General features: G+C 47.0%; 14 protein-coding genes. 6 read left to right on the forward strand and 8 right to left on the reverse strand.

The features are described 5' to 3' along the window. Positions 1 to 197 precede the first annotated feature (197 nt). Together M3630_RS20065 and M3630_RS20070 are read left to right on the forward strand one after the other, a co-directional pair. Positions 198 to 959 (forward strand): IclR family transcriptional regulator, encoded by a 762-nt coding sequence (locus M3630_RS20065; RefSeq protein ID WP_106785379.1) that lies wholly within the window; start codon positions 198 to 200, stop codon positions 957 to 959. 238 nt (positions 960 to 1,197) lie between these two features. After that, positions 1,198 to 1,737: a hypothetical protein gene (locus M3630_RS20070; RefSeq protein WP_251253266.1), complete on the forward strand. Its 540-nt coding sequence runs from the start codon at positions 1,198 to 1,200 to the stop codon at positions 1,735 to 1,737. A gap of 3 nt (positions 1,738 to 1,740) precedes the next feature. Here M3630_RS20070 and M3630_RS31220 read toward each other — a convergent pair whose 3' ends face one another. Beyond that, complete coding sequence (locus M3630_RS31220; protein WP_353057252.1) at positions 1,741 to 2,013, reverse strand: hypothetical protein; 273 nt, start codon at positions 2,011 to 2,013, stop codon at positions 1,741 to 1,743. Positions 2,014 to 2,162: 149 nt separating this feature from the next. Here M3630_RS31220 and M3630_RS20075 point away from each other — a divergent pair, with 149 nt between their 5' ends. Continuing rightward, positions 2,163 to 2,426, forward strand: a complete 264-nt coding sequence (locus M3630_RS20075; protein ID WP_251253267.1) for a hypothetical protein — start codon at positions 2,163 to 2,165, stop codon at positions 2,424 to 2,426. Positions 2,427 to 2,590: 164 nt separating this feature from the next. On the opposite strand, the gene pdxR is transcribed toward M3630_RS20075, so the two are convergent. From pdxR to M3630_RS20110, 7 genes are all read right to left on the reverse strand, one after another. Then, positions 2,591 to 4,042 (reverse strand): MocR-like pyridoxine biosynthesis transcription factor PdxR, encoded by a 1,452-nt coding sequence (gene pdxR, locus M3630_RS20080; protein ID WP_251253268.1) that lies wholly within the window; start codon positions 4,040 to 4,042, stop codon positions 2,591 to 2,593. Between the two features lie 82 nt (positions 4,043 to 4,124). Continuing rightward, positions 4,125 to 4,832: an ABC transporter ATP-binding protein gene (locus M3630_RS20085; protein ID WP_221866787.1), complete on the reverse strand. Its 708-nt coding sequence runs from the start codon at positions 4,830 to 4,832 to the stop codon at positions 4,125 to 4,127. A 14-nt stretch (positions 4,833 to 4,846) separates the two neighbouring features. Then, positions 4,847 to 5,623 (reverse strand): ABC transporter ATP-binding protein, encoded by a 777-nt coding sequence (locus tag M3630_RS20090; RefSeq protein ID WP_007717354.1) that lies wholly within the window; start codon positions 5,621 to 5,623, stop codon positions 4,847 to 4,849. 21 nt (positions 5,624 to 5,644) lie between these two features. Beyond that, positions 5,645 to 6,928: a branched-chain amino acid ABC transporter permease gene (locus tag M3630_RS20095; protein WP_251253301.1), complete on the reverse strand. Its 1,284-nt coding sequence runs from the start codon at positions 6,926 to 6,928 to the stop codon at positions 5,645 to 5,647. 9 nt (positions 6,929 to 6,937) lie between these two features. Beyond that, complete coding sequence (locus tag M3630_RS20100) at positions 6,938 to 7,984, reverse strand: branched-chain amino acid ABC transporter permease (RefSeq protein WP_082910039.1); 1,047 nt, start codon at positions 7,982 to 7,984, stop codon at positions 6,938 to 6,940. Positions 7,985 to 8,045: 61 nt separating this feature from the next. Beyond that, positions 8,046 to 9,281, reverse strand: a complete 1,236-nt coding sequence (locus M3630_RS20105; RefSeq protein ID WP_173610675.1) for a branched-chain amino acid ABC transporter substrate-binding protein — start codon at positions 9,279 to 9,281, stop codon at positions 8,046 to 8,048. 218 nt (positions 9,282 to 9,499) lie between these two features. Further along, positions 9,500 to 11,257 (reverse strand): adenine deaminase C-terminal domain-containing protein, encoded by a 1,758-nt coding sequence (locus M3630_RS20110; RefSeq protein ID WP_251253302.1) that lies wholly within the window; start codon positions 11,255 to 11,257, stop codon positions 9,500 to 9,502. Positions 11,258 to 11,451: 194 nt separating this feature from the next. Here M3630_RS20110 and M3630_RS20115 point away from each other — a divergent pair, with 194 nt between their 5' ends. The 3 genes from M3630_RS20115 to M3630_RS20120 all read left to right on the forward strand — a co-directional run bounded on the left by M3630_RS20115 (position 11,452) and on the right by M3630_RS20120 (position 12,702). Continuing rightward, entirely contained in the window at positions 11,452 to 11,994 is a 543-nt protein-coding gene (locus M3630_RS20115) for a YgaP family membrane protein (RefSeq protein ID WP_251253269.1), read from the forward strand. Positions 11,995 to 12,012: 18 nt separating this feature from the next. Next, complete coding sequence (locus M3630_RS30980) at positions 12,013 to 12,147, forward strand: EYxxD motif small membrane protein (protein WP_285861517.1); 135 nt, start codon at positions 12,013 to 12,015, stop codon at positions 12,145 to 12,147. Between the two features lie 171 nt (positions 12,148 to 12,318). Next, complete coding sequence (locus M3630_RS20120) at positions 12,319 to 12,702, forward strand: MarR family winged helix-turn-helix transcriptional regulator (protein ID WP_483298472.1); 384 nt, start codon at positions 12,319 to 12,321, stop codon at positions 12,700 to 12,702. Positions 12,703 to 12,712: the final 10 nt, after the last annotated feature.

The raw sequence follows: 12,712 nt of genomic DNA on the forward strand, positions 1-12,712 counted from the left end.
CACAAATAGAGAACAACGTTTCCTATTTGGGAACGATAATGTTATACTAGCACAAAGATACTGACTATTCAAGGTAGTCGTACTAGAAGCATCATTGCCCCAATTACAGGCTTGCCAGCATTCTTTCTAATGGTAAAATTACTTCAATCGAGACTCTTCTTTTAGAGGGGCTACTGTACGTTAAAGGAGACGTTTGTATGGACCAAGTATTGTCTTCTGTTCGAAATGGCTGTCGGCTGTTAAAAATATTTCTCGATTCGCCAAAGGAACTCGGGGTAACGGAGCTCAGCAAAAAACTCCAGCTGTCCAAGGGAGCCGTTCACAAGCTCCTGTCCACGCTGGAGTCTGAAGGCTTTATCCGCCAAAACGAAAAAACCAAGCAGTATACGCTTGGCTACACGCTTTTGGAGCTGGGCACTAAGGTGCTCACGAATCACGATATCGTTGATTTTTCCAAGCCGTTCTTAGAACAGCTTGTCTCACGGACAAACGAATTGGCGGTCTTATGTGTACAAGATTCCAAGGACGCGATTTATGTAGCCAAAGAGGATTCGCTTCATCCCATTCGCTTTACCGTAGAATCCTTCCGGCGTTTTCCTCTTTACTCTACTTCCGCTGCTAGGGTTTTGCTTGCCTATCAGCCAGAGGAGTTTCAGGATGAGATTTTGCAGGAACATCCACTGAAAAGTTACACACCTCATTCGTACACGTCGGTTGAGGAAATCAAAGAGGACTTGGTGACAATCCGCAAGCGAGGCTATGAAATCAGCTCGAATCGACGCAATACAGGTGTGACCGGAATCGCTGCCCCGATTTTTGATTCAACTGGACACGTCACTGCATCCGTCAGTGTCATCGGTCCCTCTGATCGCGTGATGCCAAAACAAGAAGAGATTTTACAAGAAACGCTAGCGACGGTACGTGCGATGTCGGCTCAGTTAGGGTATCGAATGTCTTGAAATCAGCTTGAGTTGCCATGAAAAAACCTCCTGTTTATCAGTCTGCTCTGATGACAGGAGGTTGCTCTTTTTGCTGACTCTCTTGTTTTGCCAATTGTAATGGCTCAATCCGTTCACCTATTTTACACTCAATATAGTTATGTTAAATTTTTCATCTTGAGGAGTAACGGTCTCGTTTGTTTTTCGTCCTACTAATTGTGAATCGTATTACATGTAAACAGAAAGGAAATGACACCCTATGAGAAAAACATATTTGCTGCTTTCTTCTTTGTTATTCTGTGCTTTGCTTGTTCCTGACGCTCATGCAGCTTCACAGCAAGGAACAGTTGCGCCTGTTCCTCCCCAAGTAATTGTTCCAACAAGCATCAAGGATAAACAAGGAAATACCCTTGAAAAATCAATGGGCTATGTGAAAACGTTACAAGTGAAAAACGGAAAGTTAATCGTCTCGCTTGACTATGTTCAATGGTTTTTCGGTGAGGCAGCAGTAAAAGCTTATCGCCAGGATCATCCATTGGAAAAAGAGGACTATCCAATGCCATATTACATTCGTAATAGCAATCTTAAAATTAGAACGTTTGAAGTTTCTCCGAAGGCTTCGTTTACTCTTCAAACCAACTCTACACAAAAAGATGGAAATTTCCATTGGAATGAAGCTGTAAACGCCGATACTTTTAAAAAGTTTGTGCTTTCCAAGGGGATTCCTTATCAGATACCGTTCCACGTTGAAGTAAAGAATGGAGTCATCACAAAAGTTACAGAACAGTACGTCCCCTAATTATTAGCAGCACTCCCTTTTTGGGGTGCTGCTTTTCATTTTTTCTCTTTTGTTTAACTGGGATAGTTCAATCGCCATTTTATAATCAATTGGGGCACTATTCACGATTCTTTTCTTTTCTTTCCTTATCATTTCGAATAATTCTTGCTCAGTTAAATAAGTAGCATTTTCATACTCCCATCTAAAATATGGTCTAAGCAGTACCGCTAATTCTTCCCATGTTTCAGCTTGGTATTCCGATAGAATTTCGTTGATGATTTGGGTAATAGCTTCAATATCAAACTTAAGATAACCTTAGGATTTTTCTTTAGTTCCTTTGCCAATGCTTTTGGCGTTATGATTCCAAAATCAAAATTGTCTTCTCCGTCAGTATGCAGGATTCCCCAACAAACTGTAGTATTCGCTTGTTTAAAGGAGTTGATCTAATGACTGAGGTAAAGAAGATCGCTTATAAGAAATTAATTCATCAAGCTTTCCTAGACCTAAAAAACAGTGGTACTTTTGACGAGGCTACCTTTTATAGAAATTTCCGTATAGCCCATGCTTTCCATAATCTCTCAGAGTTTATCGTTATAGATTTTGTTGGCTTCAATGAAGATGAATTTTGGGCTAGAGTCGACGCATTAGCCTCTCAATTTGATTTGCACCATTACAGAAAAATCTTCGATGAAGCCGTTATGGAAAAGTAAATTCCCAATATTTCTTGTCTTTTCATTGGAATGATCATTTTGCTTATCACACCGATTAATTAAAAAAATTCATTTATGACAGAGTATCCCGCCAGCCAAACGTTAAAGGGACCATATAAAACGGTACTCAAATCATGCTGAGTGCCGTGGTGATTTTAAAATTACTAGCCCATATCCTTGTGCAAATAAGGCTCCCATGCACGTTTTAACAGACGAATGCCCTCCTCAATCTCCTCGATGGTCTGCCCCCCGAACCCAAACTGAAAGGCCGGCAGTCCATTTTCCTGCGGATGGACCCATTTATGTGCGGTTGGATAGACACGAACGCCTGATGCAGCCGCGATTTGCGTCAACTGTTGCGAAGTGCTCTCACTTTTCACTTCTACCGTCACAGACAGCCCGGCATCCTGACCCTTAATCCGGATGTACGCCCCAAAGTGTTCCTGTAAGCACTGAAGCAGTGCCCCATGCTTTTTGCGGTAAAGCGTCCGCATCCTGCGAATATGCCGCTCCCAATCGCCATTTTTCATGAACAGGGCCAGCGTCTCCTGATGAATACGCGATGCCGACTGGTCAAAGTCAGCCATTTTCTCCTGATACACCGTCAATAACGCATGCGGCAAAACCATATAGCTAATGCGAATCGACGGCAGCAACGCCTTGGAAAACGTCCCCAGATAAATAACGCGTCCCTGTGTATCCAGCCCTTGAAGCGAAGGAATCGGCTTGCCATGATAGCGAAACTCACCATCGTAGTCATCCTCCATGATGTAGCTCCCCGTCTGATTCGCCCAGTGTAGCAGCTTTAGGCGTTTGGCATACGGCATGACAATTCCAGACGGGTCCTGATGAGACGGGGTAATATAAACCAGTTGCGCTCCACTTTCACTGAGCGCTTCCAAATCGATTCCATCCTCCGCCAACTTGATCGGGCGCACATCATAGCCCAAATGGGAAAACACGACACGAACACCGTGATAGCCCGGCTCTTCCATCGCAACAGCCTGTCCCCGCGTCCCGAATAAGAACCCCAATAAGCTGATCATCACCTGCGTCCCCGCACCGATCACAATTTGTTCTGGCGTAGCTTGCACACCCCGAGCACGTCCGAGATAGCGTGCGAGCTCCTCCCGCAGCTGCGGCTCGCCTTGTCCGTCGCCATAGTAGAGCACTTGCTTGTTTTCTTCCTGCATGCACTGGTTGGTGTACTTGCGCCAACGGTCAAAAGGAAAATGCTCGGCATCAACGCGCGCTTGGTGAAAATTATATTGGATCGGAACTGCTGAGGAGGTAGGCAGAGAGGGTTGGACGTAAGCTGTTTTAGCTGCTTGCTGCCCTTTCCCTATAGGTGCAGGTATAGGCCCATCCCAGTCCACATCGACCACATAAAATCCGCTGCGCTCCCGACTCTCGATGTAGCCTTCTGCCATGAGCTGGTGATAGGCACTCTCGACAGTCGTTTTACTCACCTGCAAAAATCCGCTCAATGCCCGAACAGAAGGCAGACGCGTCCCGGAGATTAAGCGCCTCCCTTGGATTTCTGTACAAAAATAGCGATAAAGCTGTAAATAGAGAGGCTCGCTCCCTTCTACAAAGCGGGGACTAATATCTAGCAAGCCACATCCTCCTCGCTGAATAAATGAAAAACCGACGGGAGCAAAAATCCCCATCGGTACTCACGTTTCTATTACACCAATATTACGCCAAATACGCCTCTCTTACCTGCGGATTCATCAATAATGTCTGGGCGTCGTCTTGCAAAATAATTTCGCCTGTCTGAATAACATAACCGCGATGGGCGACAGACAGCGCTTGATTCGCATTTTGCTCAACCAAGAGAATCGTCATGCCTTCCTTGTTCAGCTCCGTAACGATGTCAAAAATCTGCTCCACCAAAATTGGCGCCAATCCCATCGATGGTTCATCGAGCATGAGAATTTTTGGCTTCATCATCAGTCCACGAGCAATCGCCAGCATTTGCTGCTCGCCCCCGGACATCGTGCCACCTTTTTGATTGACCCGTTCCTTCAGGCGTGGAAAGTAAGCAAAGGCACGCTCGATTCCTTCTTCAATCACCTTTTTATCGGATACACTAAAGGCACCCATCTCCAAATTCTCGCGTACGGTCAGCTTTGGAAAAATGCGGCGGCCTTCCGGAACATGGGCGATTCCTGCTAAGGCAATATCATGTGTACGCATCTGCGTAATGTCTTTGCCATTAAAGATGACTTTTCCTTCTTTGGCGCGAGTCTGCCCACAAATCGTTTTCAACGTGGTCGATTTACCTGCCCCGTTGGAACCGATCAGCGTCACCACTTCACCTTCGTTTACCGTTATACTCAATCCTTTTAATGCGTGGATGCCGCCGTAATACGTATGAACGTTAGTCAGCTCTAGCAATGCCATCGATTTTCCTCCTTCTACGACACGTCCGACGCACTTTTTCCGAGATAGGCCTCAATGACGTTAGGGTTGTTGCGGATTTGTTCGGGTGTTCCTTCTGCAATTTTTCTCCCGTAATCCAGCACGTGAATGTATTCGCTTAGTCCCATGACCAGCTTCATATCATGCTCGATCAAGATAATCGTCAAATCGAGCTCTTTTTTCAGCCGACGAATAAAATCCGTCATCTCAACCGTTTCGCGAGGGTTCATCCCTGCCGCTGGTTCATCGAGCAAAATGATTTGTGGATTTGTCGCCATCGCCCGGGCAATTTCCAAGCGTCGTTGCAGTCCGTAAGGCAGACTCCCAGCCGCTTCATTGGCAATATGCGCGATCCCGACATACTCCATGAGCTGATAAGCCTCGACGCGCGTCCGCTCTTCCTCCTGGCGTACACGTTTGGAGTTGAACAAGATTCCGAGAATTCCGGCGGATAAGCGGCTATGCACACCCACCATGACATTTTCCAATGCCGTCATTTCCTTGAACAGACGAATGTTTTGAAAGGTGCGGGTGATACCGCGACTCGCGATCTGATCGGGACGAAGCTTCTTGATGCTTTTGCCATTCAGCAGGATTTCTCCCTCGTCTGGCTCGTAAAATCCGGTAATCATATTGAAAAAAGTCGTTTTTCCAGCCCCATTCGGACCGATGACCGCCGTAATGCTTCCTTTTTCGATGTCAATCGAGACGTCTTGATTGGCTACCAAGCCACCAAAGCGCTTCGTTAAATTTTTTGCCTCTAACAATGCCATGCTCATTTCCCTCCTCGTCCGCTACGACTGTTTTCCAGAAGTCAATTGGGACAGTCTGCCGAGAATCCCCAGCTTTTCTTTGCCAAACTCGCTCTTTTTGATCGCATCGAGATCGTTTTTCTTCCGTTTGGCCGGAATCAATCCGTTAGGGCGATACAAGGCTACGAGAATGAGCATAATTCCGAAAATGAGTCGCTGGAACTTAGATGGGTCCAGCTGGTTCGGCAAACTGATGATTCCCGAATTTTGCAGACCGTGCAGGAAGTTGGAGAATTCTTTTAACAGCTGTACCTGCAAGATCGTGACAAAAGCGGCACCGAGCACAACCCCTGGAATGCTGCCACTCCCACCCAGAATAACCATGACCAATATCCCGATCGATTCCATCAGCGTAAAGGAAGTCGGATCGATAAATGTCTGCTTGGCCGCAAAGATAACACCCACGACACCAGCGAAGGAAGCACCCAATGCGAATGCGGCCAGCTTGGTATTCAACAAGGAAATCCCCATGGACTGGGCAGCCAGCTCATCCTCACGTACCGCAATCCATGCACGTCCCAAACGGGAATGTTCAAAGCGTATATTCGCCAAAACGATAAAGGCAATCACAAACAACACAATGAAGTAAAAGTAAAATGGCGTCCCCATTTTGATCCCAAACAGCTCAGGAGACGGAATCGGCGTGATTCCCTGCGGACCGTTGGTGATGTTGATGGGCTTGTCCAGGTTATTGAAAACAATGCGAATAATTTCACCAAAGCCCAAAGTCACGATTGCGAGGTAATCGCCTTTTACTCTGAGAACTGGCAATCCTAGCAATATTCCGAAAACAGCAGCCACAATCAAGCCAACTATAAGAAATGGCCAAAACCACTCACCGGAGAGCGGGAACAGATTCCCTGCAATAAACTCATTCGCTTGCGAGGTCGAGAAAATCGCATACGCATAAGCCCCAGCAGCAAAAAACGCAACGTAACCCAAGTCAAGCAGACCAGCAAAGCCTACTACGATATTCAAGCCCAGAGCCATCGCTACGTAGATGCCTACCTGTGAAGCTACTTCCATGTAGTATCGGTTTTCACCGGCTACCAATGGAATGATCAGGAGGAGAACGATAGCCCCAATCGTCATTTTGATCGATTTGGAGGTATTGGTGTAATAGACAAGCACAATGGAAGAAAGAATGCCGAGAAACGCAATGACTGATTTATCCATCAAGTACAATGCAGCCGAAAAGGCTACAATCCAGATCAACGTGAATACGAGCGGAATGCCTTTGAACGATTTCCAAGCGAGATTTGCCATTTGTTTCACCTACACTTTCTCTTTTACAGCTTCGCCAAACAGTCCTTCTGGCTTGAAGAGAAGCACGAGAATTAAAATACTGAACGCAAACACGTCTTTGTACTCTGCACCAAAGGCACCGTTGGTCAACGGCCCCATAAAGGCACCGGACAAGGATTCAAGAAGACCGAGAAGTACGCCACCGATCATCGCACCACGCAGGTTCCCAATCCCGCCGAGTACGGCAGCTGTAAATGCTTTTAGACCGAGGATAAAACCGATATACGGATCGATCGTCCCGTAGTTTTGCGCAAACAGTACGCCTGTCGCGCCACCCAGGCTGGAGCCAATCAAAAAGGTAAGCATGATTACTTTGTTTACATTTATGGTCATCAGCGAAGCCGTACTCTGGTCCTGTGCGACGGCGCGCATGGCGATTCCCCACTTTGTTTTATTCACAAACAACGTCAATGCAATCATCATGACAATCGCAATTACAATCACGATTAAGCCTTTTGTTGGAATCGTAGCAATACTTCCTAATGGAATCGATCCTGTAAAAAGAGCGGGACTGTTCAGATAAAACTCATTGCGAGCCAGTGCTTCTGTAAAACGTACGAGGTCTTGCAGCAAAAATGATACGCCAATCGCCGAAATCAACGGCACAAGACGAGGTGCTCCACGCAATGGTCGATAGGCAATCCTCTCAATCCCTACCCCCAAAGCACCAGTTAATACCATGGCAATTATGAGTGTTATGAAAAGTGCGACAAATGGATTCATACCTTCAAGTGCCCCTAGTGCATCAGAGATCAATAATACCTCTGTACCGATAAAGGCTCCGACCATGAAAATGTCTCCATGGGCAAAGTTGATAATTTCCAAAATCCCGTAAACCATTGTGTAGCCCAAAGCCACGACTGCGTACATAAATCCAAGTGTCAATCCGTCAACCAACACCTGAGGCAAAATATTGATCATGCTTTCCCATCCCTCATTTCCCTTGTAGACTTGTACAAATTTTCTGCATTCGTTTCGTTGACTGGACTTATTTTCTCGTGGAAAAGGGGCCAACACCGGCGTGCAGCCCCCTATCCTGGTATGAGGCATGGGAGTGTGTGCGCGTTGTGTGGTGTGATTACTCGGCCTTGCCTACGAAAATGGATTTGTCCTTGTCAAACTTGTAAATGAATACATCTGCATTTGTGTTGTCACCTTTTTCATCAAAGGTAACCTTGGTGAATTGACCCTGAAAATCTTTGGTTTTGTGGACTGCATCGAGGACTTGCTCGCGGGTTGGTTTTTTGCCTCCGTTCGCTTTGGCAGCTTCCAAGACACCATTGAGGATGACGTTCATGGAGTCGAAACCATAGACGGAATAGGTTTCCAGAGGCTTGTTTGTGGCTTTCTTGTACTCTTCAGCCCATTTCTTGCCCTCTTCGGTTTGCGTTACGTCCCCTGCTACTGACGTAAAGACTACTCCTTCGACGGCATTACCGGCTATTTTTATCATATCAGAAGAATCCAAGCCGTCGCCACCCATAAAATAACCCTTAAATCCTTTTTCACGAGCTTGCTTGATCAAAATTCCACCTTCTGGATAAAGACCGCCAAAAAAGATGATGTCCGGGTTTTTCACCGTTACCTGGTTAAGTACCGCGCTATAGTCCTTTTCGCCCTGGGTAATGCCCTCAAAGCCAAGGATTTGAACCCCGTCCTTTTCGAATTGCATCTTCACTTGATCACTCAGACCTTGGCCGTATGCTGTCTTATCATGGATAATATAGGCCGTTTTTACACCAAGTGTATTTTTTGCATATAGAGCAGCCTTTGGTCCTTGTGCGTCATCGCGAGCACAGATTCGATGAACGGTTTTCTTGCCTTCCTCCGTGAGCTTTACGCCTGTGTTTGCCGGGGATACCATGACCAGCTTGCCTTCCTCGTACTTTACAGACGACGGAATCGCAACCCCTGTGTTATAATGCCCAACTACACCGTACACATCGGGATCAGAGATGAGCATCTCCGCATTGGATACCCCGATTTTCGGGTCGCCTTGATCATCCTGAGGGAAAAGCTGGAGATCAAAGCCAAGTGCTTTAAACTCTTCCTTGCGCTGTTCGAGAGCGTAACCCGCTCCTGTCTTAATCGCATCACCGATAGCAGAATTGCTCCCGGACAGAGGGGATTGTGTGGCAATTTTGATGAGGCCACCCTCGGTCGTTCCTCCACCACTGTTACCTGGAGCTGGCTGACTTTGCCCCCCGCTTGCGTTACTTCCGCCGCTTGAATTACCGTTTCCTGCGCAACCTGTTAATGCCATACTCGCAGCCAATACCGCAGATAAAACCCCCACATAAGAACGCTTTTTCATTAAGAATGAATCCCCCTTTTATCATTCTTTTTTCTTGTTACCCAGTCCATCTACCTTGCTAGCCAGGTTGCGACTTTCAAAAACGATGACTCTTTGGGGATAAAGATAGATGAGGCTTGGTTGTTTTTATTTTAAAATAAATCTGATAATTTACAAGAAGTAAAATATATTTTATATTCATATATCATTTATTTACAAACAAAAAAATAAACACTCCCTCAAGGTAGAGGAAGTGCCGGAACGACGATTTGCCCACTCTTCACGTCGACAATGCCTGTTGCCGTTAGACGTGCATAAGGCAAGTGGGTAGCCGTAAAAAACAAAATCGAATAAATCGGATCGAGATGGACATGTCCTTTGGAACGAAGCTGATTTACCAAATTTTCACTCATGCTGATTACTTCTTCCATCGGTGCAGACGCGAATTTTCCAGCAAGAGGCAATGGGCATTCGCAAATAATTTTTCCTTTATCGATCAGGACGACTCCACCTTTTATTTCCCGAATACGCTCCAGTGCTTGTGCCATCGTTTGGGGATCACGTCCGATTACGATCCAATCCCCAGAGGCTGAATAGGTGCTGGCCAGCCCTTCGAGATGCTCACCGAAGCCATGCAGCACTGCCATTGTTCGGTTGCCTCCAGTCGCTTCAATAATGGCGATCATTGCCAACTGCGGATCATGCTGCAAGGATACGTATCCATCCTGATCAACGGGCATGTCCTCCATCGACAGCCGCGTGATAACGGCATTCAGCATCTGCAGCACAGGTACCTTGCCGTCATCATCTGGGCGCAAACGGAACCAATCGGGATGTGCCTGCTTTTTCAATGGATCTGCTAAACGTAACGAAGCTTCCTCCCATTGCGGCTGAACGGTTGGGACGAGCAGGTTTCCTTTTTCAGCCACCCGTTGTCCATTCGCAATCACGATGGATGGAGTCGGTTGATCCTTTGCCGTCAACAACAGCATATCCGCGATTCGACCCGGCGCAATTCCTCCGATCTCCGCGTCCAGCCCATAATAGACAGCCGGGTTCAGCGTCGCCATGACATACGCTTCCTCTGGCGGCATCCCCGCTTCCATGGCCACACGTATCGTACTATCCATGAACCCGTCACGATGCATCGGCGGCGTGCTTCCATCCGATGTCAGCATCATTCGTGAAGACCACGGCACCCCCAACTTCAGCCAGCCCTTCACTAGCTCCGGCAGATCAGGACGAATAGAGGAATGGCGCAGTGTCGCATACATGCCTAAACGGATACGCGACAGCAAATCGGCTGCGGTGATAGCCTCGTGACAAGCTGTTATGCCGGATGCTGCGGCAATGTTCAATGTCTCGTAAGAAGCTCCCGGATGATGCCCCTCCATCCTTTTGCCCAGGTCCCGCGTATGCTTCAAACCAAAAAGTAGCGTCTCATCCTCTTGCAAAACGCCGCCCCAATTTGTCAACTCCCCACCCTGGATCACGCGTGGATGTTCCAGCATTCGCGCCAAATTGTCCTTCGTGAACGACGGATGAGCTTTCCCTGTCTGCGGATCGAGTCTACCCCAGAAAAATTGCTTCACGGGATGTGCTGCCAAAGAATCCATGATCGCTGCCGTTTGCGAAAAGGGCAGATGCATGAGCATTAACGTGTCCGATACCATTCCAGTCGTCCCCGTTTGCAAAGCAAAGTCAGCCAACGTGTAAGGGTTATACCATTGAAACGGATGCGCGTGAGGCTCGATGTAACCCGGCACGAGATATTGCCCAGCCGCCTCCATGATTACGGTCTGGTCATCGACCAGCGGCTCTTTTTCTCCTACATAAGCTATACGTTCTCCTGCCACTACGACGTGATGCTCTTGCCATTCTTTTGTGTACACATTCAGAACGCTTGCGCCTTTTATCCAGAGGCTTGCCGGTGCCTGACGTCTGCTCACGCGAATCATGTTCAAGTAATCACGATCTGATAGGGCTCGTACACGCATCATTTCTTCTCTCCTCGCTGGTCTCCCGATGTTTTTCCAAAAATGAACGGTCGTTCATCGCTCTCTACACCTTCTCCGCCCATCATTCATTCCCCTGCAAGCTTGATGATGGTAGTAACAATTCCCACGGGTGTCTTGTCGCCCTTTATTACACACTAGGGAATAGACGTAATAGCGACAGGAGGACAACTCTCATGCATAAAAACGTAGGTAGAACTGATGCTATGATTCGAATAACTGGCGGTCTGTTAGGCTTGGCGTACGGCATCGGAAAAATGAGCCGTCGCCCATCCAACACTCCATGGCTGCTCATGGCTTTTTCAGCAATGAAAGTAGCAGAAGGAGCTACTCGCTTTTGTCCGATGTACGCAGCGATGGGCATCAATACGAAAAAAGGAAATGGCATTCAAGGCATGATGGATCAGCTCAAGAAAAAAGGCGTACAGATGGCAGTCAACCAGTTTACCCGCTCCATGAATATTGCCCCCATCAAAGACTCGAACACCGGCCAAGACGACGAGAGCAACACTTCAGCCACAACGAATAAAGCAAACATACAGTATTCAGCAAGCCCACAATTATCAAGGAACCAGGAAAAGCATTCAATCAACAATCAACAAAACACGAAGCTTACTCCCGAGGATCAACTTCTCGAAAAAGCGGCAAGAGAGATCATTTCATTTCGCTCCCAGGAAAATAACAACAGCAGCAGCACTCGCTACCCCACGTACACGTAAGGAGAGGAGGCACCGCATATGCTTGTCGGCTCCCAGATGTATGAATGGATGTCCCATAACTTCTTTGTTATTGCCACAATCATTGGCGTCATCAGCGTAATGGGTTATTACTTCTTTCGCACCTCGCGAAAAAGAGGAAGATATCGTCAATAAAGGAGCAGCAACCAACCGCCTGTCATCGGGCGGTTTTTTCCATTTACAAAAATAATTGTTATACATATAATTGTCATTGCAAGTATTTTTGAACGAAAGAGGGTCATTCCCCTGATCGATCATTGGCAAAAAGAACCGGTTGGATTTCTTATCGGAAATACATACCGGAGAATGATTCATTATGTTTCCCTTTTTTTAAAGGAGTTTGATTTGACCACGGAGCAGTTTGCCGTCCTGTATCGGCTACGAGAAGAAGAGGGCATCAATCAAAAAGAGCTGGCCCAGCGCTCTGCCAAGGATCAACCTTCCATGACACGCATTTTGGACACACTCGCCAAAAAAGGCTTTATCGAAAAGACATTGAGCGAACAAGATCGCCGCGCCTACATCATTACCCTTTCCCCGAAAGGACGGGAATGGATTGAGCAGGCGATTCCTGTAGAGGCTCAGGCCGTTGCAGACATTTTGGAGAGGATTTCTCCTGAAAAGCTGGCCTTCTTGCGAGAAATCTTGCTGGAGATTAACGAGAACATCAATAGAAAAACGACTGACTAGGAGTGACAGC

Source organism: Brevibacillus sp. MER 51 (assembly GCF_023714195.1).
Lineage (GTDB): Bacteria > Bacillota > Bacilli > Brevibacillales > Brevibacillaceae > Brevibacillus.